The sequence below is a fragment of the Akkermansia muciniphila ATCC BAA-835 genome, from assembly GCF_000020225.1.
In the GTDB taxonomy this organism is placed as follows: Bacteria; Verrucomicrobiota; Verrucomicrobiia; order Verrucomicrobiales; family Akkermansiaceae; genus Akkermansia; species Akkermansia muciniphila.
This window is the reverse complement of sequence record NC_010655.1, coordinates 704,382-725,231: the sequence shown is the minus strand read 5'-3', so window position 1 is coordinate 725,231 and position 20,850 is coordinate 704,382. Positions and strand designations below refer to the sequence as shown.

Sequence of the window (20,850 nt, the reverse complement as noted above, 5' to 3'; positions counted from 1 at the left end):
ACCCCGCATGCGTTTCAGGCATGCGGGGTTTTATTGAAATAGCCGGCGTATTTCCCGTTCAGGAATGGTATTCCTGGAGGGAACGGGGTGATACCTTCACGTGCTGGGCGGAGCGGATGCCCTCCACCGTGGCTCTGGCGGCTGCGATGGTAGTCATGTACGGAATTTTCTTCTGGATGGACTGCATGCGGATGAAGGAGTCGTCAATCATACTGGTGCGGTCCACCGGAGTGTTGATAATCAGGTCGATCTGCTTGTTCGTGATCATGTCGCCCAGGTTCGGGCGGCCTTCATGCAGCTTGTTGACTACTTCCGTTTCCACGCCCTGGCCGCGCAGGTATTCTGCGGTGCCGCCGGTGGAGACAATCGTAAATCCCAGGGAAATCAGGTCCCGGGCGATGGGTTCGATGAACTTCTTATCCCGGTCGGAAACCGTGACGAGCACCTTGCCGGCGGTAGGCAGAATGCAGCCCGCAGCTTCCTGGGCCTTGTAGTAGGCCATGCCGAAGTTGTCCGCAATGCCCATGACTTCACCCGTGGCGCGCATTTCCGGCCCCAGTACGGGGTCCACTTCCGGGAACATGTTGAAGGGGAAGACAGCTTCCTTCACGCCGATGAAACGGCAGGCGCGCGACTTCAGGCCCAGCTCCTTGAGTTTCTTGCCCAGCATGATTTCCGTGGCGTAGCGCGCCAGGGAGATGCCCGTTACCTTGGAGACGATCGGCACCGTGCGGGAGGCGCGGGGATTGGCCTCAATGATGTAAACCTCATCGTTGCAGATGGCGAACTGCACGTTCAGAATGCCCTTTACCTGGAAGTCCTGGGCAATTTTGGCGGCATGTTCCTCAATGGTGCGGATGTGCTTGGGAGCGATTGTCACGGGAGGGATGGCGCAGGCGGAGTCGCCGGAATGGATGCCGGCCAGCTCAATGTGTTCCATGACCGTGGCTACAAAAGTGTCCGTGCCGTCGGCCAGAGCATCCACTTCCGCCTCAATGGCATTGTCCAGAAAACGATCGATCAGCATGGGATATTCCGGGCTGACCTGGATGGCCTCCACGCCGTAGCGCTTCAGGTTTTCTTCATCGTAAATGACTTCCATGCCGCGGCCGCCCAGCACGAAGGAGGGGCGCACCATGACCGGGTAGCCGATGCGGCGCCCCAGTTCCACGGCTTCCTCCAGGGAACGGGCCGTGCCGCTTTCCGGCTGGCGGATATTCAGGGCGATCATGCGTTCACGGAAATATTCGCGGTCTTCCGCCAGACGGATGCCTTCCGGCTGGGTTCCCATGATTTTCACGCCGGCGTCTTTGAGGGCCTGGGCGATGTTAAGCGGGGTCTGGCCTCCGAACTGGACGATGACGCCTTCCGGCTTTTCCTTCTCGTAAATAGCCAGCACGTCTTCCACAGTCACGGGTTCAAAGTACAGCTTGTTGGCCGTGTCAAAGTCCGTAGAAACCGTTTCCGGGTTGCAGTTCACCATGATGGATTCATACCCGTGGTCGCGCAGGGTGAAGGCGGCATGCACGCAGGTATAGTCGAATTCGATGCCCTGGCCGATGCGGTTGGGGCCGCCGCCCAGAATCATGATTTTCTTCTTGTCGTTCACGGGAACTTCGTCCGCCGCGCCGCTGTAAGTGGAGTAGTAGTATTCCGCGTGTTCCACGCCGCTGACGGGCACGATGCGGAAGGTGGCCGTGATGCCGTCTTTCTGCCGGCGGGCGCGGACGGCCTTTTCCGGTACCCCGAAAATCTGGGCCAGGTATTTGTCGGAAAAGCCCATTTCCTTGGCCTGGCGCAGGGTTTCCGCGGAAAGGGAATCCCAGTCCTGCCCATCCAGGGAAAAGTCAAAGTCCGCCAGTTCCTTCATCTGTTCAATGAAATACGGAGTGATGCGGGTCAGCTTCACGATTTCCTCCACGGCTACGCCACGGCGCAGGAGTTCGTAAATCTGGAAGAAGCGTTCGCTGTTGCCGTACGTGATTTTTTCACGCAATTCCGGGGTGGAGAGGGCTTCCAGCTTTTTCACGCGGCCCAGGCCGGCGCGTCCGATTTCCAGAGAGCGCACGGCCTTCTGGAAAGCTTCCTTGAAATTCTGCCCGATGCTCATTACTTCTCCCACGGCTTTCATCTGGGTGCCCAGCTTGTCGGCTGCCTTGGGGAATTTTTCAAAGGCCCAGCGTGCGAACTTCACGACCACATAGTCGCCGTAAGGTTCGTATTTTTCCAGGGAGCCTTTGCGCCAGTAGGGAAGTTCGTCCATCGTGACGCCGGAGGCCAGCTTGGTGGAGACGGAGGCGATAGGGAAGCCGGTGGCCTTGGAAGCCAGGGCGGAGGAACGGGATGTACGGGGGTTGATTTCAATAACGATGATGCGGTTGTCCTCCCGGTTGTGGGCGAACTGCACGTTTGTGCCTCCCGTAACGCCGATGGCGTCCAGAATGCGGTAGGAATAATCCTGAAGCTTATCCTGCACTTCCTGCGGAACGGTCAGCATGGGAGCCACGCAGAAGCTGTCTCCGGTGTGCACGCCCATGGGATCCACGTTCTCAATAAAGCAAACGGTAATCTTTTGTCCCTTGGCGTCGCGGACGACTTCCAGTTCCAGTTCCTCCCATCCCAGCACGCATTCTTCCACCAGCACCTGGTTGATGAGGGAGGCGGCCAGGCCGCGGGGGACTACCTGGCGCAGTTCTTCCACGTTGTAAACGATGCCGCCGCCCGTGCCGCCCATGGTGTAGGCGGGGCGCAGCACGACGGGATAGCCCAGTTCAGAGGCCACCTTTTCAGCTTCCTCCACGGAGTAGACGGGTTCGGACTTGGCGACCGGCACGCCGATCCTGTCCATGGTTTCCTTGAAAATGATGCGGTCTTCGCCGCGGGCGATGGCTTCCAGATCCACGCCGATGACTTCCACTCCGTACTGTTTCAGGATGCCTTCCTCATGCAGCTTGGAAGCCAGGTTCAGGGCCGTCTGGCCGCCCAGGTTGGGCAGCAGGGCATCCGGGCGTTCCTTCTCAATCACGGCCGTGATGCGGTCCACGGTCAGAGGCTCAATGTAGGTGTGGTCCGCCATGCCGGGGTCCGTCATGATGGTGGCGGGGTTGGAATTCACCAGAACGACGTCGTAACCTTCGGCGCGGAGGGCCTTGCAGGCCTGGGTGCCGGAGTAGTCGAACTCGCAGGCCTGGCCGATGATGATGGGGCCTGAGCCGATAATGAGGATTTTGCGGATATCTTCGCGTTTTGCCATGGTATGATGCCTCTATGTGGTCCGTGGTGGTTAAAAATAAATGCCGGAAACAAGGTCCGCCCAAGGTGCGTTGCCTCTCCGCTCCGCATACCCGGCGCGTGACCTGACGCACAGTACGGGACGCCGGGCGATAAGTCCAGACAAAACAACAGGAATTCCGGGGAAAAGGCTATGGCCTTCTTTCCTTTTCGTACAGTGCCGCACGCAATCCGCCCTTGATATTTTCCACCGTCCGTATACCCTGCGGAGCAAGGATGAGGAACGCCCTGACATTAATTTGCTGTCTTGGATTGCTGTGCTCCGCAGCATCGGCTGCGGACCTTTCTTCCACGGGGCGGGGGAGCGTTGTGCCTTCGGGGGCGGCTTCTTGGTACCAGGCCCTGCGGACCGGACTTTCCCAGTTCCGGAACGGCGGCGGCTACGAAACCAGCAGGGAAGCCATGCAGGCCCTTGCGGAGAAAGCCTGCCGCTGGGACCCCCGCACGCGCCGTCCCGTTTTTCTTCTCCGTAACGCCACGCCCTCCTTCTGTTCCTCCGCCTGCTACCTGCTCCTTTTGAAATCCCTGCAGATATGGGACTCTGCACAGCCGCGGCCCGTTATTTCCGAACGCGCGTGGCTGGCCCTCATCCCCCGCTTCGGCCAGCATGACGGGGAAGGGCCGTGGGGATGGGCGAACGCCAATGGCCCCGGCCTGGCCGTCCTGGTGCACAGGCTGGGAGCCGGCATCAACTTTGAGGACTGGAGGAAGGCCCGCCCCGGCGACTTCATGAAAATTTTCTGGACGGACCGCATCGGGCGCCGGGAATCCGGCCATCTGACCGTCCTGGTGAAGGATGGAGGGGATCAGGTAACGTTCTGGTCCTCCAACATTCCGGACGGTTACGGAGCCAGGACGGTGCCCAAATCGCGGATCAGGCGCGTCATTTTCACGCGCATCACCAGGCCGGAACGGTTCAACCTGGCCCCCTCCGTGGGAAGCCACTCGTGGCTGTCCTCCCTGCTTCGGCAGGAAGTGGGCATGAAGGAAGTGCGCAGGCATTCCGGCATGCAGAACCCCTGACCGTTTCCCGCCGTGAAAAAATGCTCCTTCCCTCCTTCCGTCACCCCGGACTGTTCCGTGCTGGTGCTCGGTTCCCTGCCGGGAGACGAATCCCTGCGTCAGGCCCAGTATTATGCCCATCCCCGCAACGCGTTCTGGAAAATCATGGGGTCCCTTCTGGGGTTCGATCCCTCCCTGCCATATGGGGAACGCCTGTCCCTGCTCAACCGGGGCGGGGTGGGGCTGTGGGACGTGGTGGCCTCCGGCGTCAGGCCCGGCAGCCTGGACCAGCACATCTCCCAGGAACGGCCCAATGACATTGCGGCCCTGCTGGATCGCTTCCCGGGCATCGGCGTGGTCTGCTGCAACGGCACCGCTTCCCATAAATACCTTAAACGGTATTTTCCCGAACTGTTCCTTCGGGAAACGCTTTCCGTCATTCAAATGCCTTCCACCAGTCCGGCGGCGGCGCGGCTGACGTATGAGCAGAAATTCCGCGCCTATGAGGAAATCATGGCGCCCCTGCTCCGGAAGGAAAGGGAAAAATAGAGACCTTCTGCGCCTTTTCCAATGCCGTGCGCGGCCCGACGGTAACAGGCGGGGTTGTTCGTCAGCAGGACCCGACGGCCGCCAGCAGGTGGACATCCAGGGCCAGGGCTTCGTGAATATTGAAATTCAAATCATCACGGAGCCTGTTGAGGGCCTCCATGCGTTTCAGCAATTCGTTCACGGGCATCTGGGCGGCCAGCGTGCGCACCTCCGGATGAATCGGAGCGACTTCCGGGGCTCCGGAGGCAATCAGGGCTGCCTGGCCAAACCAGCTGATGAGCAGTTCCAGGGCCTGATTGCGCTGTTCCAGATATTCCGTCTCTATCTGGGCGGCGTTCGCGTCCTTATTGCGGGCCTCCCAGTCGGAGGCGTCCGTACCCTGGGCTGCTTCCCTGGCTTCATCTTTCAGAGCCTGGTTCAGGTTTTTGGTGATGGCGGCCTTGGCCTCCGCCATGACGTCCATGAACCTGCTGCGGAAGGCCAGAGCGGCCAGGTCATTATTCAGATTGCGGCAGGTCTCCAGCCAGTGCGGGAGCAGGGCCTCCTGAATAGGAGTGAGCCTGAATTCTCCGGATTGCAGCAGATTGACGCGCACGCAGCGGGAAATAATTGTCTGGAGAAGCTGGTCCGGCTGGGAGGTGGACAAAATGAGCAGACACTGGCCGGGCGGTTCCTCCAGGGTTTTCAGGAAAGCGTTGGCGGCCTCGTCATTCATCCGCTCCGCATCCATGAACACGGCTATCTTCCATTTCCCCTCCGCCGCGCGCTGTTGCAAAAAGGGTTCCACGGCGCGGATATCATCCCGCAGGATGCGGCGCGACTTGGACTTGGGGCGCACCAGCCGGCAATACTCGTCCCTTACACTGTCCAGATGGTCTGCCCGGATGCCGTTTATCAGCTCCAGCAGTTGCAGGATCAGGCGGGAGGCTCCCTGGTGCTCGTCTCCCACGATGAGCAGGGCATGGGGAAGCCGGTTGCGGGAGAAGGCGGTGCGCAGCAGGTCGAACGCTTGGGATGCCGTAAATGCCATATGCTCCTATGAAAACATTTCGTTGCGTCAGGGCAACAGAAAAGATTGGTATATGTCGGATATTTCATGTACTAAGGGGGCCGGTTATGGAACAAAATGACATCTCATCCCGGATTGTCTTTGCCGACCGCGGCAAGGTGAATGTGGAAAAAGGCGTGGAATTCGCCCCCAAATTTGACCAGAACGGCCTGATTCCGGCCCTCGCCATGGATCATATTACCCATGAACCGCTGATGCTGGCCTATATGAATGCGGAATCCCTGCGCATGACCATGGAACTGGGGGAAGCCGTCTACTATTCCCGCAGCCGTCAGGAAATCTGGCATAAGGGCGCTACCAGCGGCCATGTGCAAAAAGTAAAGCAAATCCTGGTTGACTGTGACCAGGATGCCCTGATTGTGCTGGTGGACCAGTGCGGCGCCGGAGCCTGCCACACCGGGCACCACTCCTGCTTTTACCGTTCCGTTCCGTTCGGCGATGAACTGAAAGCCCAGCCCCAGGGGGGGGGCGTCACGCTGCGTGAAGCGGACGGAGGCGTCGTTTTTGATGCCGAAGCCGTGTACGGCAAGGGCCATTAACTCTTTTTGCGCGTCAATCTGCGTTCGCCGGATTGACGCGCCCTCTTTTTCTGCTGTAAAATCATGAATGTGAAAAAACTGTTTCTCATGATGGCTGCCGTTTCCGGGGCGCTGGCCCTGTGCCAATGCTCTTCGGAAGCGCCTCCTCCTCCCGGAACCGTCCGCATGGTGGATCAGCAGGCGATTGCCCTGATGCAGGAAGCCAGGGCAAAGGAAGCGAAGAATGATCTCTCCGGGGCCATCAAGAAATACAGGCGCGTGGTGGAAAAACACCCCCTTTCCAGGGAAGCTCCCCTGGCCCGGTTCAGAATGGCGGAACTCTATGAGGCCCGCAAGGAACCTGCGGAAGCGTTTGACCAGTACCAGAAACTCATTGACCGCCACCCGGACAGCCCCCTGTACAGGCAGGCCATGTCCCGGCAGAAGGAAATGGCCTTCGGCGCTGCGAGCGGCGCGCTGACCAACCGCGTGCTGTGGATGTTTGACGTCAGGATGGATCCCACGAACGTCACGGAATGGCTGAAGCATGTGCGCGACAACGCCCCGTATGCCCCTACCGCCCCGCAGGCCATGAACGTGCTGGGCAATTACCTGGCCGCGCGCGGCCGGATGAAGGAGGCCATAGAGGCATACCAGAACCTGGTGGACAATTACCCCAACTCTCCGCTGGCCCCCACGGCCCAGCTCCAGATAGCCACCCTGTATCGCCAGGCTGCTGCGGACGGAGACCGCAACCACGTCAATGTGGCCCGCGCTCAGGAAGCGTATGAAGACTACCTTCAGCGTTATCCCAACAGCGCCCGTGCGGGAGCCGCCCGTGCCGATCTGGCGGCCATGAAGCGTGAGCTGGTGGCCCAGCAGCTGGAAGTGGCGGAATACTACCTGACCAAGATGAAAGATGCGGATGCCGCCGTCTTCTGCTACCAGGAAGTAGCCTCCAAAGGCAGCATCAATCCCGCCGCCGCCGCCAGGGCGAAGGCCCGCCTGAAAGAACTGCGCGTGACCAGCAGATAACAGGAACTCTCCGTCCTCATGAACCGTATCCGGAACGTTTTCAAACTCTTCCTGCCCGTTTTTTGCCTCCTGGCCGGTTCTTGCGGTTACCAGCTTGGCGGCACCAAGCCGCCCAAGTTGGAACTGGCCCAGACCGTTAAGGTATGCCTTTTTGCCAACAACTCTTTGGAGCCCCGTGCCGCCACGCTGGTGACCGGCGCCTTGGCGGATGAGCTGCAGCGGGACGGCACCTACCGGTTAAGCTCCGGCGCGGATGCGGATATCCGGGTGGAGGGGGAAGTGTACTCCATCACCTTCGACCAGTTGCGATCCAGCCGGGAAGACACCTACAAGAGTACGGAACTTGGGTTGCGCCTGTCTGTCAAATACCGTGTGGTGGACGCCAGGACGCAGGAAATTCTGTATGCCGGCTCTGCGGAGGAAGTAGGTCAATTCTTTGACCAGGGCAACATTCAGTCGGCCCGCACGAATGCCCTTTCCTATGCGGCCCGTCTGGTGGCTACTTCCATTGCGGAAACCCTTACCAATGGCTAATCCCGCCCGGTTCAGGAAAATCTGTGCTTATGGAGAAAGTGGAATACAGCGTTTATTTTGTTCCGGTGCCGATCGGCAACCGGGCGGACATCACCCTGCGGGCGCTGGACGTGCTGCGCAAGGTGGATGTCATTGCGTGTGAGGACACCCGCCATTCCGGTCTTCTGCTTTCCCATTATGAAATCCGCAAACCGCTGGTAAGCATGCATGACCACAATGAGCAGCCGCGTGCCGGGGAAATTGCGGCGCGCGCGGCCGGCGGAGAAAGCTTTGCCGTGATCAGTGATGCGGGCATGCCTGGCGTGAGCGATCCGGGCTATCGTCTCATTCAGACCCTCAAGGAAAAGGGAGTAAGCTTCACCGTCCTTCCCGGGCCATCCGCCGTGGTGACGGCATTGGTGGGGTCCGGACTGCCTACGGACGCATTCTTCTTCGGCGGCTTTCTGCCCGTCAAATCCGGGAAAAAAAACGCTGTGCTCCAAACGGCAGTGGAAGCTTCCCATACCAGTATTTTTTATGAATCCCCCCATCGCATCGTCAAAACCGTGCAGGCTCTGGCGGCGTTGGATCCGGATATTCCCGTCTGCGTAGCCAGGGAACTGACAAAAACCTTTGAAACTTACCATCGCGGTCCGGCCTCCCGGCTGGCGGCGGAATTTGCGGAACGCCCCCCCAGGGGGGAAATCGTGCTGCTGGTGGGCGGCGTCAATGCCCCGCGGGCTACCCGGTGACGGGCCGGAAGCATCATGTCAATAGCTGACCGTCACCTTGACCGGGCGGTGGTCAGAGGCGGCGGGAGCTTCAATTACCCTGCGTTCCTTCACATGGAACGCCTCCGTCTTTTTTCCCCTGTACATCCAGATGTAATCAATGCATTCCTTCGGATGCCCGGCGGGAAACGTTTTTTGGGCCGGATCGCTCAGCAGGATGAAATATTTTTTCATCCGGGTTATCGGTTCCGAATCCGGCGTTAAATTGAAATCCCCTGCAATAAAAAAGGGCTTGCTGCATTTTGCGGCCAGGGCGGCAATCATATCAATGGAAGCGTTGCTGTCTTCCCTGGTCAGGGACAAATGCGTGACGCAAAACCAGTAATCCCTGAACTCGGCCATCAACAGTACACGGGCCTCCTCCCTGCCGGGTAAAGGAATCCGTTTGACGCTCAAAGGTTTTTCCCTGGATAAAATACCTACTCCATAGGAACCGCCTGAATAATCAATGGCCTTGGCATAGGTCCCCGTCAACGTTGTCCTTGCGGCCAATTCCTGCAGGGTATCCCTGCCGCCGCTTCTGATTGTCCCCTGGTCCAGCTCCTGAAGGGCCGCGACATCCGGTTTTTCCTCCGTGATTACCCGGGCCGTGCGGTCATAATCCCTCCTGCCGTCCATGCCGGTGCCGTTCTTTACGTTATAGCTCATCAGCGTGCATTCTCCGGCCTGCAGGGGAAAAAGGCTAAGAAAAAGCGCGGCTGCTGCACATAACCTGAAAATGAACCGTTTATTTCCTTTCATCTCTGTAAAAAGCTCCGTATTGCTGCCCGGGCTGCAGGTAATACGTGTTCCCCGTTCCCTTTTCTTGCAGAGAATCTTTTCTCCTTCTGGATAAGTAAGTCCTCCGGAGAGAAGGGGCGGCAACTCATTTCCGGTTTCCGGAACAGGCCTCATTCGCTGTCGGACCCTTCGCCTTTGGTACTTTTTGAGCCGTATGCCGGTGGAAAATGACGCAAATTTTATCAACTTGACGGCTGGAAGTGTGTCATGATAATATCCTATCATCATGCTGGAGGATAGGAGATCACGTTCCTCGCGCAAAACACCGGATTTGGTGACTGATGAGCTTATTCTCATTCTTCATGAAGCGGGCATGCTGGAATTCAATGACATTTTTCAGCGTACCGTTGTCGTGATGAAGGCAAAGCACATGTCCCTGGGCGGAGAGGAAATCCTGAGGCTGAGGATTTACGAAAAACTCCAGAATCTGGTGAGCGCCGGCGGCCTGATGAAAAAAGGCCGTGAATACACGGCTCTGCCCAGGCTGATGGCCTTAAAATCATCGACAGACGGGGGTGGGCTTGGGTAACCCTGATTCGGGAAAGGCATGGGTTGCGGTTTTCTGAAATGGGCTTCCCGTAAAAGAGAGGCTCTTTTACGGAAAAGCTCAGGGTTTCATAACCCCTTCCTGGAATGGCCCGCGGCAGTCATAAGGGATAATGAGAAGCAGGTTGTTAATCCGGGTTACCATTTTCTTCTGTTTGGTTTCCTGGATATGGAACAGGTGGACACTGTCATTTAAGGATCTCAGATACTCGAACGTCATGCTTTCCCCCTCCATTCGGAATTCTTTCGGATCCTTAATTTGAACGGTGCCTGAAGGGAAGTCCCATGTTCCGGTGATGTCCTGGAGTTGCTGTTTCTCCTTATGATTCCCCTTTTGCAATCCCTCGGCCCGTTTGCGCGCCCAGATGGCCGCTTCCAAATGACCGGAAACACCCCATTCCCTGCTCTTTTTTTGCAGGGCTTGAGCGTATTGCCGGGCCAGTTTTCCTTTGCCGGTTGCCATATCGGCATGGATTTTTTCAGAAAGAAGGTCGAATTTAGGGAAAGATGAGGAATAGGTGGAACGATTCGCTTCTTTTTCGCGCGCTCCCTTCCGCTTTAACAGGGAAACCAGTTTGGTAGCGTGGTTAACCTGGAAAATATGGTCGTCGCGGTCCGTTTTGATCCAGTAGAACCATACCGTCCGGGTTTCATTGAGCCTGATGATGTCAGGGGATGAAAAATCCTTGTCCACTCCGCCTTTGCCCAGCCATCCGGTATTGCCGGACTTCTGTTGCGCCTGCTTCCCATCAAAGCGGCTTAAATAAACGTATCCTCCCGCCGTTTCTTCCCATTGCCCGATGAAATGCGAGTAATCCTCTTTTTCCTCTTCCTGAATGCCGGGCAGGGACTTCCGTTCGAGAATATCCCTGATATGCTTGGCCTGTTCAAAATCCTCGTTTTTAACGCATTCATTCATGAGCCTGACCAGCTCCGGCTTGTACTTGGCAAAAGCCGCGTCGTTGATTTTCCTTTCCTGTTCCTGAAAAGTCAGTTCCAGCATCTTTGCCTCCGGCGGTATTTGCGCTGAAGCCGGGACGGTAAGAAGAATGAATGCGGCAGCTCGAATAATATTAATGGCTCCGCCTGTCCGGGAAAAAGTGCGGAATGTCTTTGCGATATTCATATGTATTTAATATGGTGATGGTTGGTAGTTTTCGTCCGGTTAAAGACCGTTCTGTTTGATCGTGTCCAGCAGTTCTTCCAGGATGCGGCAATGCCACTCGGTATTATCGCACTCCAGGCGGAGCATGTTAAACTGAAACCATTGGCTCTTTTGTTCTTTTTCATCTTCCTGCATCAGGCATGCGGCATATGCCTCTGCCAGGGAGTCCTGATAACTTTCCCATCCCTTCTGCGCCGCCTTCAATTTTTCCGCGATGGCCGGAACATGGGAGTAATGCTTCATGAGGGCCGAATGTGCTTTATGAAGTCGTTTTTCCCAATACGCGGACAGCTCCTGACGTACGTAATTGCTCTGGCGCCCCGTGAGTTCTCCTCCGTCAATCTGGTCGAGCAATGTTTCCAGTTCCGGGTCAGGAGTTTTTTTCTTCATCCAGCAAAATAGTTACCGGAATTCCGGTGAGGTCTTCCGCTTCCTGTTTTTGAGCACAAGTAAGATAGCCTTGAAGAATCCCTTTGTAATAGCAATAGCCTCCCTTGTCTGTGAACGTGATGGTGGCCGGCTTCGGGTTTTCTCCCTTTGCCTTTTCATAGGATTTCTCCCCTGATAAATAATAGCGTCTGAACAGGGATGGATTCTTTTCGTATATTTCCCCGGAAGAATAATCCTCTTTCCGCTTATCACAATGAACGACAATGATATGAGCGTTTTTCCCCTTGGGTTCGTATGTAACGATTCTATCTTCACTCCCCTCCCAGGAAATGCCGTCCTTTAAATTCAGAAAAACATCATGATGCAAATTTTTATATTCTTCCTTTCTTGCGGAAATTTCCAGCGATGCCCCCTCCAGAGACGGAGGAGATTGAACTTCTCCGGCAAATGACCGGCTCCAGCACACGGCGGCAATGATGAGGAAAGAAAAAATGGGGGGAATAGGTTTCATGAGTTTATTCATTAGTTGATGCTGGAAAAAATGCTATTCCAATGAGACAGGATTTTATTGGTGTCCAACCAGGGATGCAGAATAATGTAATTTATTGAAATGCCGGCTATGGCCAGCGTAAATGATTTATGAGCGGGAAAAAATCCGTTTTGCTCGTATTTAATGCGGCCCCATGCAAAACAGGCGAGCACCGATAGCAGCGGAAGAGCATAAGGCCAGCACATATTTTCAAAAAGATAATAGGAATTCCTGAAAAGTAACATGGACAGCCATGAGAACAGAATACCTGCAATGAGAGCAAATTCGAACCTTACGGACTGATAATAACATTTCGCCATAAAAATGAGAAAATATAGACTGAAAATGGATATCATGGTGTAAAAGAACTCTCCTTGGTAGGAGGTACGCAGAAATCCCATGGATCCGCCAATGAAAATGGATGACAAAAATATGGCTGTTAAAGGATTATGGTGAATTCCAGTAATTCGTTTAAAAACAGGGCTACACACGGAGAGCATAAGAAGGGCGGAACCTGATATGATGCAGGCCATATTGACGTAAGCGGCATTTTTTACTGACGGGAATAGATCGCCTGTAAGTAGAAAAATAATATACGGATCTGAAAATTCCGACTTTGCGTCAATAGTTATTCCAGGGATAAGCAGGGTAATGATAAGGAAAAAGGAAATCAGGGAAGAAACAGGATGTTTTTGGATGGGATAGATGATGTCGTAAAATGAATTTTTATAAGAAAAGCGTCTTTTCCATAAGCCGTTTATCCATTTTCCTGCTTCTTTTTTCCCCTCAGGGGAGAGCATGATTCCTTTGCCCTGCAACCCTTCTTCCGTATCGTTCCACGTACCTTTGTAGATATTGCCGTCTTTCCATGTCATCATTCCACGGCCTTTTCTGGCTGTTCCGCAAAAAGTTCCCTGATCCGTCCGCTGGTGCTGAGCATGGTAAAAGGTGGCATTTCCGGAAAGCTTGTCGTTTTCCCATGTCCCTTGTACCCAGGAACCATCGCTAAAATAATAGATCCCTTTCCCGTGGCGCAGGCCGTTCTTGCATTCTCCTGCATAGCTTTCTCCATGTGGATAGGTCTGCGTGTTGTGGGAATGTCCGTTGTTTTCCTCAGGACAGGTTTCCGGCGGTGTAGAGACGCTCAGCATAAAATAGAGGAATTATTCCGTTTTTTGGTTAAAAGCAATACATCCGGCATGGAATGCCTGCTTAATGCATACTATCCAGACAATAGGGCCGATGATGGCGGCCCCTATGGCGAGGCCGACTCCCAGCCCTCCAAGGCGAAATCCCCACTTTTCCATGGAAGATTCCATGTCGTTACCTCGGATAGTGCCTCTGGTGCCGTCTTTGAATACAATGCTTTTACCTTCGAGCGCATCCGCATATTTATCTTCCGCCTTCCATTCTTCCCTCGTTTCTTGAATGACGCTGCCGAAAGTGTCCTCTTCTGGGAGGAGTCCCGAACCCTTTCCTATCCCGATAGTAATGGCGCTGAAGATCCATAACAGAGTCATGCTTGCAAAAAAACCTTCCGTCACGTAGGCGTAAACGGTCACGATCAGACCTGTTCCCATCAAAGGGGCGATTAGCAGGAGGCCTATATTTTCAGCATTCGGCTTTAGTGTCTTCCTGCAAAAGGCCACAAAGCATAAAATCAAGGCGGCCAGCGAGACAGCCATGATGAACACGATGATTTCTTCCGCCAGCGTCAGGGAATACCCTCCTTCTAGGGATTTCCCGATGATCTGGACAATATTATGAAAGACGTCCATAAAGTTTTCCGACTTTTTCATGGAATAAACTCTATTCAGCAACAGGGTTGATGTAGAGGGGAAGATTTGGTTGCGAACCGTTCAAGCCGGGAACTCCGGATTAAAGATCGCAGCTTTGAATGGTGTTGAGCAGTTCTTCCAGAATGAGGCAGCGCGTTTCCGTCATTTCAATAATCATGAGGTTCATATGGGCGTTGAACTAGCCGTTTTCCCTGCCAGTTTCATTCTCTTGCCTGAGACACAGGCCAAAGGAATTATTTTGGCAGGCCTTCTTTTGATGGGAGATTCCGTGCAGCGTCATGCGACTGCGGATGCCCAAAGAAGAAGACCTGCATTTGCCAATAGCGGATTCGGAATCCGTATAGGAATTCCTGTGTCCTCTTTGTCATCAAACTGTCTGGAAGGGAATTGCTGATATGACGGGGCGGTGAAACGGCATCCATGGAATTGCCGAACATTTTGATTAATAAACGACTATTTTTGCTTGACTACGGATTCCGAAACCGTTGCAAAATAGATGAAATGAAAGAGGAAATTTTAGCAACGGATCATGCGGCGCTGGCCATTTTGAAAAAGACAGGGCTGGATGTGGTGGAAGCCGCCCAGCTGGCGCATGAATTGCTGCAGGCCAGCAAGGGGCGCGGCAACCGATGGAAGAGGGCAAGGGAATGCATCCGGCTGGGAGAGGAGGCCCTGGTTGCCAGAGGAAAAACCGTGGCGTTCAGGAAAGCCGTGGATGAGGCCATGGAGGCCCGGCAAGATCGCAGGAAAAGAACCAGGGATGATTTCCGTTATATCAGCCGGCGGTTGTTGAGGTTTTGTCCGGAAATGGCCCGGCGGCCCGTGCGCTTTATCACGCCTCGGGAATGCCGCGCCTGCCTGGAAAAATCATTTGATACCCTCAGGCAGAGGCATAAGGCCCGGTTGGTGCTCAGCGGTATTTTCGGAACGGCTGTGAAACGCGGCTGGTGCACGGAAAACCCGGTGGCGTATGTGGATCTGCCGAGGCTGAAGGAGCATTCCATTCCCGTGCTGTCCCTGGAAGAAATGCGCCGGTTGCTGGCTGCGGCGGAAGAGTATGACGGAGGGGCGTGCCTGGCTGCGGTTGGGCTGATGCTGTATGCCGGCATCCGCCCGGAAGAAGTGAGAAGGCTGGATTGGGCACAGATTAATTTAAGGGAGGGAATGGTTTCCCTGAGGGCGCGCCACAGCAAGACGGGAGGAGCCCGCATCGTGACGATCCGGCCGGTTTTGGGAAATCTGCTGGAAAGAGCGGTTGCTATGGGATTTGTGTCGGGAAGCGTATGCCCGCGCAACTGGCCGGCGAAGTGGAGGGAGCTGAGACGGTTGGCCGGGTGGGACGGGAAGGAAAAGAAGTGGCCTGCGGATATGTTAAGGCATACGTTTGCCAGTTATTTTGCCAGGCATTTCAAGAATTTGCATGTATTGCAGATGGAAATGGGGCATTCTTCTTCCGATTTGCTGAGGACCAGGTATTTGAATATGGAAGGCATTACGGAAATGACGGCCGCCGTTTTTTGGGGGAACTGCCATGCGGGGCGTCACACCATTAACAATGGCCGCCCCTGAACAGAAGCGGCCAGCTGTTGACGGGATGATACCGTCCGGCAATTAGAAGTTGGTGCGGAAGGCGATGTTGTAGCTCCATCCGGTAAAGCCTTTCTGCCGGCTGGCGTCCGTGCCGTTGGAATGGGCGTATTCGATGCCCGCCATGATCTTGGCCATGTTCGGGCTGCATTCGAAAATGTAGTAGTTGACGCCCAAGTACAGGGCCTGCATGCAGTCGGAAGTTCCGGAATAAGTGGAGTTCTGCGTATAGCGTTTTTCCCATTTTACGGCGTTGCTGCCCGCCGCCATCTGGTAGCGGACCACTCCTTCCCAGTGGGGGGTGAACTTGTAAGACGGCATGACGGTTACGCCGAAGACGTTTTCAGCCCCCGCTTTCATGCCGATGACGTTGAAGCCGGCCATGACTTCGGTCATCAGGGAGAAATCTCCCTCGGAACCTTCCCAGGTCAGGGCTACCACGTCCCTGGCTCCGGTACCCTGGTATTTGGATTTAAAGCCGTAACCGGTCAGTTTTTCATACGCCTTGTTTTGGGCGTCGTCCCCCCACTTGGTGAAATTGTGGGCGTAATCCAGCCACAGACGGCTTTTCTTCAGGAAAACGTCGTTGGACGTGTCATAGCTCAGCGTGCCGGTGATGAAGCAGTTGTCCCGGGAGTTGAAAGCGGGTTCAATGCGGTTGTTGAACGTGCCGGTTCCGGTGCCTCCGTTACCGTTCAGCCAGACGCCTGCGGCCCAGCCGAGCTTGTCCTTTTTGTCGGAATTGTTCACCTGGAATCCGTAATTGGTTTCCGGGCGGAGCTGGTTGACCAGCATGGAGCGTTCGATAGTCAGAATGGCGGAGGAGGACGTTCGGTATTCCCCGGTGATGCGCGGCTTTATTTTGCCGATGGCATAGGTGACGGGGCCTCCCTTGTATTCCAGATTCAGTTCGTAAAGGGAGTAGGTCAGGTCGGAGGTGTCCCATGTGTTGGTTTTCGCATTGTAGCTTTCCAGGCCGTCCATGCCGCCGATGTTCCAGACGTTGTTGATCTTGAAGTTGTTCAGAAACTTCATGTTGAACCCGGCGCGGAAGCGGCGCCATTCATCATTGAAGCGGCGACCGTTGCCTTCCTTTTCACCCATGACGCGGCCTTCGCCGTTCGGGTCAATCCAGTCCAGGCCGTACTGCATGCGGAGGGAAACGTTGAATTCCTGGATGTAGGGATTTTTGTGGTCCCGTTCCGAGTTGAACCACTTGAAACGGTCGCCGAGCCATTTGCAGGCGGAAAAGTTGTCGCGGGCCGGCAGGGAGTTTCCGGTAGAGGGCGCGGCAGCGGCAAAGGCGGAGGCTCCGAGAGTCATGAGGCCGATGACGGGGAGAGTATAGGTCTTCATTTGTTTTCTATGGTTGGTTTGTCTGTGAGAAGGTCTTCCGGGGAAGGTTCTTCCTCACGGAGACGGCTTCTGTCTATCAAACCAGCCACAGGAGTGTCCAAGGCTTAAGGGTGACAAAATAGCCACCCGTCCCCCTTTGGCGGTTACAAGGTCATGCGGAGCCATGCCCTGGCGTCCAGGGCGTCTGCGGCGGCGGCCACTTCCGCCTTCCTCTTGCTGGCCCCGGAACCGGCTCCAATGGCGTGACCATGCCAGAAAACGCGGGATTCAAAACGGTTTTCGGCGTCTCTCGGCCCTTTTTCTTCCGTTTCATAGGAAGGAGTTTCGGGCAGGATGTCCTGAAGGATAGCCTGGAGTTCCCCCTTGGGGTTGATTTCCTTGGGATGGCTGGCCGCGGAATCCAGAGCTTCATGGAGGACGCGCAGGGCTACAGCCTTGGCCGTTTCATAGTCGGAATCCAGGGACATGGCTCCGAAGACGGATTCAAATGTGTTGGCGATGATGGAATTTTTGCCCCGTCCGCCGGCCCGTTCCTCCCCTTTTCCCAGGGCAATGTGTTTATCCAGCCCCAGGATAAAGCCGTATTTGCCCAGATTGGCGCGGCTGACGGTCCGGGCGCGCAGCTGGGTTAGTTCCCCTTCCGGGGATTGGGGCATGTGGTGGTAAAGGTACTGTGTGACGGCCAGCTGCAGGATGGCGTCTCCCAGGAATTCCAGCCGTTCATACGCCCGGCGCGTTTCCGGCTTGCTGTCCGTGCTGGGGTGGGTAAGGGCCTGAACGAGCAGATCCGGATTGTTGAAACGGTAACCCAGCTTGTCTTCCAGCGCGGTGTGGTTCATCCCGGAAATGCTAGGGCCGCCGTTCCGGAAATGCAACTCCAAACGGAGGGAGCTTCCCGGCGGGGACGGAATTTGTTTTCCCGCGTCATCCCGGCCTCTCCACAGCTTTGACATATGGGAGGAGGGGTGTAGGATAGTTTGCGAACGAACGTTGGAGACGATGATGAAAAAGATTGAACCAAAGGAGATTCAGGATAATGCCGTACAATTGATTGGGGACGATTGGATGCTGGTGACGGCGGGTTCTCCGGAGCATTTCAACATGATGACGGCCAGTTGGGGCGGTTTGGGGTTCATGTGGAAGAAGCCTGTGGCGTTTGTAGTTATCCGCCCCCAGCGCCATACCTTCCGTTTTATTGAGGCCGGGGACGAGCTGACGCTTTCCTTTTTCAGCCATGAGTACCATAAGGCTCTGACCGTGTGCGGAACAACGAGCGGACTGGATACGGACAAGGTGGCCGCTTCCGGCCTGACGCCATACGTGACGGAGAACGGCAATGTAAGTTTTACGGAAGCGCGCCTGGTGCTGGAGTGCCGCAAGCTGTACGCGGAGCCTCTCAACCCGGAAGCTTTTCTGGATAAATCTATTGTGCCGGAGTGGTATGCCGCCGGGGATTTCCATAAGATGTATATTGTGGAAATCCTGAACGTATGGGTGAAGGAATAGCGCCCCGGAAATGCCGCAGGCGGACGCCTGTTCGTTGTTTCTGTCCGCGCTTTTTCAGAGGGGGGCAAGGGCGCCATCCTCCAGCCGGAAGGCTGGCAGGGGGCACGGAGCATTGTGCAGCCAGTCCAGATGGGTGGTGGTGATGAGGCTCTGCGCGTCCGCTGGAAGCGACTGCAGAAAGGCTATCCGGCGCGTGGGGTCCAGCTCCCCGAAGACATCGTCAATCAGGTGGATGGGCGTATGTCCCGTTTCTTCCGTCAGGAGGGAGGACTGCGCCAGCTTCATGGAGATGGCGGTGGTGCGCTGCTGCCCTTCGGAGGCGAATTGAGCGGCGTTTCTGCCGTTCAGCGTGATGTCCAAGTCATCCCGGTGGGGGCCGTTCTGGGTTTGTCCGTACCGGATATCCCGGTCCATGGAGGCGCACAGCCGTTCATACAGGTCTCCTTCCTCCGAGGCACGGTAAGCGATGGAGACCTGTTCCTGCCTTCCGCCGATATTGCGGTAGGCCAGGGCGATATGGGGCGCCAGAAGCGCCAGCAGATTGGCGCGCAGGTTTCTCAGTTCCGTGCCGTGCAGGGCCAGCTGTCGCGTGTAGGCGTCCAGCTGGAGTTTGTCCCGGTGCCTGTGCTTGAGCAGGTAATTGCGCGTTTTCAGCGCCCGGCGGTAGCTGAACAGAGCCAGTCTGTAGCCTGGATGCCACTGGCTGCCCAGAAAGTCCATGTATTTCCGGCGGGCGTCCGCGCCGGCCTGCACCAGGGAAAGGTCGTCATTCCCCATCCATACCACGGGATAGCTGTCCGCCAGGTAGCTGCGCTGGTCTTTACGAGGCTCTCCGTTGACGCGGAGGTCCGGAGCGTCCGGCGCCCACAGGATGCGCCGGATTTGCCCCGGAAGTTCTCCGCGGATGCCGAAGGATTGTTTTCCGTGGGAGACCAGCGGCCCGGTCCGGGCCGTGCGCGGGGATTGCAGGCGCAGCAGGAAGCAAACGGCCTCCAGCAGGCTGGTTTTTCCCCGGGCGTTGTTTCCCAGGATGATGGCCCCCTGCTGCGGAATCTGCCAGGAGAAGCTTCCGTAGCAACGGAAGTCCATTAATTTCAGCCTGGAGATCATGGGGCCGGGAAAGGGGTTATTCCGCAGGGAGGGAGCGGATGGCGTCCATGATTTTGTCCGTCAGGTGCTGGTATGCATCTTTTCCTTTGGCGTTGAGTTCCGCCGGCGTGAAGGGGATGGGGTCTCCCACCGTGACCGTGACGGGGCGGAGCCTGGGAAACCGGGCGCCGATGGGAAAGGCTTCATACGCACCGCTGATGCGCAGGGGCTGCACGGGAACTTTCGTTTTGCTCAGGATGAGGCCGATCCCGCCCATGCCGTCATGGATTTCACCATCCGGCGTGCGGGAGCCTTCCGGAAACACGAGTACGCGCTTGCCGGATTTCAGCAGGCGTATCACGTGCTTGAGGCTGGCGGCATCCGGGTTTTCCTGGTCAATGGGGATAGCCTGGCAGAGGGGCAGGGCCCATTTGAAAATGCCCTGGAACAGTGTCTTGCGTGCGAAAAAATAGATGCCGTCCTCATAGGAAATGCCCAGCATGGGCGGATCCAGAAAGCTCTGGTGATTGCTGACGATGAGCACGGGGCCGTCTTCGATGAGTTTTTCCCGGTTGACGACTTTCCAGGAGAAGAAGGCTTTGGAAATGCTTTTGAAGAGCGTGTAGAAAACCCAGTAGAAAGAGTTCATCTGGAGGAGAGTTTTTGTTGGATGTTGTCGGTGATGAAACGGACGACCTGGTCAATCGTCATGTCTGACGTATCCACCAGAAGAGCGTCAGGCGCCTGCGCCAGCGGGGCGGTGGCGCGGGAGGAATCCTTGCGGTCCCGTTCCGCGATAGAGTCCGTCAGTCCCTCCGCAGCGCGGCGCGCGGCCCTCACTTCCTCGGATGCGGTGACGAAGTACTTGAACGGCGTATCCGGAAAAACCACGGTGCCTATGTCCCTGCCTTCCATCACGACGGGTTCCCGGCGGTTATATTCCCGCTGCCGTTCCACCAGCAGGGCGCGTACTTCCGGGATGGCCGCAATGGTGGAAACGTGGTCGTTGACCTGCCGGCTCGTGAGTTCTTCGCCCAGCACATGCTGTCCGTACAGAACTACGGATCGGCTGCCGTCCTTGCCGAAGGAGAGAGGCACGGACGGCAGGGATTCCAGCACGGCCGCCGTGTCCGCAGGGTTGATGCCCTGTTCCAGCATGTACCAGGTAACGGCCCGGTACATGGCCCCGGTGTTGATGAACGTATAGCCGAGGCGGTCCGCGATGAGCTTGGCGACGGTGGATTTTCCGGAGGCGGCGGGGCCGTCAATGGCGATGGCTGGATGCATGAGTGTCTTCTGAGTTGGAAATGGGGGCTAAAGCCGTTTGAATTGTAG

At 56.1% G+C, this 20,850-nt stretch carries 22 protein-coding genes; 9 read left to right on the top strand and 13 right to left on the bottom strand.

The window, feature by feature from the left end:
* Nucleotides 1-58: 58 nt before the first annotated feature.
* Nucleotides 59-3,253 carry a carbamoyl-phosphate synthase large subunit gene (gene carB / locus AMUC_RS03350; protein ID WP_012419667.1) on the bottom strand — a complete coding sequence of 1,065 codons (3,195 nt, stop codon included), beginning with the start codon at nt 3,251-3,253 and terminating at the stop codon, nt 59-61.
* Between the two features lie 254 nt (nt 3,254-3,507).
* On the opposite strand from carB, the gene AMUC_RS03345 reads away from it, so the two are divergent.
* Nucleotides 3,508-4,314 carry a hypothetical protein gene (locus tag AMUC_RS03345; RefSeq protein WP_012419666.1) on the top strand — a complete coding sequence of 269 codons (807 nt, stop codon included), beginning with the start codon at nt 3,508-3,510 and terminating at the stop codon, nt 4,312-4,314.
* Nucleotides 4,315-4,326: 12 nt separating this feature from the next.
* Complete coding sequence (locus AMUC_RS03340; RefSeq protein ID WP_012419665.1) at nt 4,327-4,842, top strand: DNA-deoxyinosine glycosylase; 516 nt, start codon at nt 4,327-4,329, stop codon at nt 4,840-4,842.
* Between the two features lie 61 nt (nt 4,843-4,903).
* Here the strand turns inward: AMUC_RS03340 and AMUC_RS11820 are convergent, their stop codons facing one another.
* On the bottom strand, nt 4,904-5,872 hold the full coding sequence (locus tag AMUC_RS11820) for a DNA polymerase III subunit delta' (protein WP_012419664.1): 969 nt from the start codon (nt 5,870-5,872) through the stop codon (nt 4,904-4,906).
* Between the two features lie 86 nt (nt 5,873-5,958).
* Between AMUC_RS11820 and hisI the strand changes: the two genes are divergently transcribed.
* The 4 genes from hisI to rsmI all read left to right on the top strand — a co-directional run bounded on the left by hisI (nt 5,959) and on the right by rsmI (nt 8,729).
* Nucleotides 5,959-6,450 carry a phosphoribosyl-AMP cyclohydrolase gene (gene hisI / locus AMUC_RS03330; RefSeq protein ID WP_012419663.1) on the top strand — a complete coding sequence of 164 codons (492 nt, stop codon included), beginning with the start codon at nt 5,959-5,961 and terminating at the stop codon, nt 6,448-6,450.
* A 69-nt stretch (nt 6,451-6,519) separates the two neighbouring features.
* Nucleotides 6,520-7,464 (top strand): outer membrane protein assembly factor BamD, encoded by a 945-nt coding sequence (locus AMUC_RS03325; protein WP_167525135.1) that lies wholly within the window; start codon nt 6,520-6,522, stop codon nt 7,462-7,464.
* A gap of 18 nt (nt 7,465-7,482) precedes the next feature.
* Entirely contained in the window at nt 7,483-7,998 is a 516-nt protein-coding gene (gene lptE, locus AMUC_RS03320) for an LPS assembly lipoprotein LptE (RefSeq protein WP_012419661.1), read from the top strand.
* A gap of 29 nt (nt 7,999-8,027) precedes the next feature.
* On the top strand, nt 8,028-8,729 hold the full coding sequence (rsmI, locus tag AMUC_RS03315; protein WP_012419660.1) for a 16S rRNA (cytidine(1402)-2'-O)-methyltransferase: 702 nt from the start codon (nt 8,028-8,030) through the stop codon (nt 8,727-8,729).
* A gap of 18 nt (nt 8,730-8,747) precedes the next feature.
* Here the strand turns inward: rsmI and AMUC_RS03310 are convergent, their stop codons facing one another.
* On the bottom strand, nt 8,748-9,416 hold the full coding sequence (locus tag AMUC_RS03310; RefSeq protein WP_157738236.1) for an endonuclease/exonuclease/phosphatase family protein: 669 nt from the start codon (nt 9,414-9,416) through the stop codon (nt 8,748-8,750).
* Between the two features lie 358 nt (nt 9,417-9,774).
* Here AMUC_RS03310 and AMUC_RS03305 point away from each other — a divergent pair, with 358 nt between their 5' ends.
* The gene (locus AMUC_RS03305; protein ID WP_012419658.1) at nt 9,775-10,077 is read left to right on the top strand and encodes a hypothetical protein; all 303 of its coding nucleotides are present in this window, start codon (nt 9,775-9,777) and stop codon (nt 10,075-10,077) included.
* A 78-nt stretch (nt 10,078-10,155) separates the two neighbouring features.
* Here the strand turns inward: AMUC_RS03305 and AMUC_RS03300 are convergent, their stop codons facing one another.
* From AMUC_RS03300 to AMUC_RS03280, 5 genes are read right to left on the bottom strand one after another with little or no spacing between them, the layout of a single operon-like run.
* Nucleotides 10,156-11,220: a UvrB/UvrC motif-containing protein gene (locus AMUC_RS03300; protein ID WP_042447666.1), complete on the bottom strand. Its 1,065-nt coding sequence runs from the start codon at nt 11,218-11,220 to the stop codon at nt 10,156-10,158.
* 39 nt (nt 11,221-11,259) lie between these two features.
* Nucleotides 11,260-11,649: a lysozyme inhibitor LprI family protein gene (locus AMUC_RS03295; RefSeq protein WP_012419656.1), complete on the bottom strand. Its 390-nt coding sequence runs from the start codon at nt 11,647-11,649 to the stop codon at nt 11,260-11,262.
* Nucleotides 11,630-12,160, bottom strand: coding sequence for a hypothetical protein (locus AMUC_RS03290; RefSeq protein WP_143245832.1), 531 nt, complete (start codon nt 12,158-12,160; stop codon nt 11,630-11,632). The genes AMUC_RS03295 and AMUC_RS03290 overlap by 20 nt, the downstream gene beginning before the upstream one ends.
* Before the next feature lie 11 nt (nt 12,161-12,171).
* Nucleotides 12,172-13,329 (bottom strand): MORN repeat-containing protein, encoded by a 1,158-nt coding sequence (locus AMUC_RS03285; protein ID WP_012419654.1) that lies wholly within the window; start codon nt 13,327-13,329, stop codon nt 12,172-12,174.
* Between the two features lie 12 nt (nt 13,330-13,341).
* The gene (locus tag AMUC_RS03280) at nt 13,342-13,977 is read right to left on the bottom strand and encodes a hypothetical protein (RefSeq protein ID WP_012419653.1); all 636 of its coding nucleotides are present in this window, start codon (nt 13,975-13,977) and stop codon (nt 13,342-13,344) included.
* 501 nt (nt 13,978-14,478) lie between these two features.
* On the opposite strand from AMUC_RS03280, the gene AMUC_RS03275 reads away from it, so the two are divergent.
* A complete protein-coding gene (locus AMUC_RS03275) occupies nt 14,479-15,546 on the top strand; it encodes a tyrosine-type recombinase/integrase (protein ID WP_042447663.1) in 1,068 nt (355 codons plus the stop codon).
* A 42-nt stretch (nt 15,547-15,588) separates the two neighbouring features.
* Here the strand turns inward: AMUC_RS03275 and AMUC_RS03270 are convergent, their stop codons facing one another.
* Both AMUC_RS03270 and rnc read right to left on the bottom strand, forming a co-directional pair.
* Nucleotides 15,589-16,920, bottom strand: a complete 1,332-nt coding sequence (locus AMUC_RS03270; protein ID WP_012419651.1) for a porin — start codon at nt 16,918-16,920, stop codon at nt 15,589-15,591.
* A gap of 143 nt (nt 16,921-17,063) precedes the next feature.
* Nucleotides 17,064-17,759 carry a ribonuclease III gene (gene rnc / locus AMUC_RS03265; RefSeq protein WP_012419650.1) on the bottom strand — a complete coding sequence of 232 codons (696 nt, stop codon included), beginning with the start codon at nt 17,757-17,759 and terminating at the stop codon, nt 17,064-17,066.
* A 163-nt stretch (nt 17,760-17,922) separates the two neighbouring features.
* Here rnc and AMUC_RS03260 point away from each other — a divergent pair, with 163 nt between their 5' ends.
* Nucleotides 17,923-18,426, top strand: a complete 504-nt coding sequence (locus tag AMUC_RS03260) for a flavin reductase family protein (RefSeq protein WP_042448704.1) — start codon at nt 17,923-17,925, stop codon at nt 18,424-18,426.
* 54 nt (nt 18,427-18,480) lie between these two features.
* Here AMUC_RS03260 and recF read toward each other — a convergent pair whose 3' ends face one another.
* Genes recF through cmk form a run of 3 tightly spaced genes read right to left on the bottom strand, consistent with a single transcriptional unit; the run spans nt 18,481 to nt 20,802 of the window.
* Entirely contained in the window at nt 18,481-19,536 is a 1,056-nt protein-coding gene (gene recF, locus AMUC_RS03255; protein ID WP_012419648.1) for a DNA replication/repair protein RecF, read from the bottom strand.
* A gap of 16 nt (nt 19,537-19,552) precedes the next feature.
* The gene (locus tag AMUC_RS03250; protein WP_012419647.1) at nt 19,553-20,164 is read right to left on the bottom strand and encodes a lysophospholipid acyltransferase family protein; all 612 of its coding nucleotides are present in this window, start codon (nt 20,162-20,164) and stop codon (nt 19,553-19,555) included.
* A complete protein-coding gene (gene cmk, locus AMUC_RS03245) occupies nt 20,161-20,802 on the bottom strand; it encodes a (d)CMP kinase (RefSeq protein ID WP_012419646.1) in 642 nt (213 codons plus the stop codon). Before cmk ends, AMUC_RS03250 begins: the two co-directional genes overlap by 4 nt.
* Nucleotides 20,803-20,850: the final 48 nt, after the last annotated feature.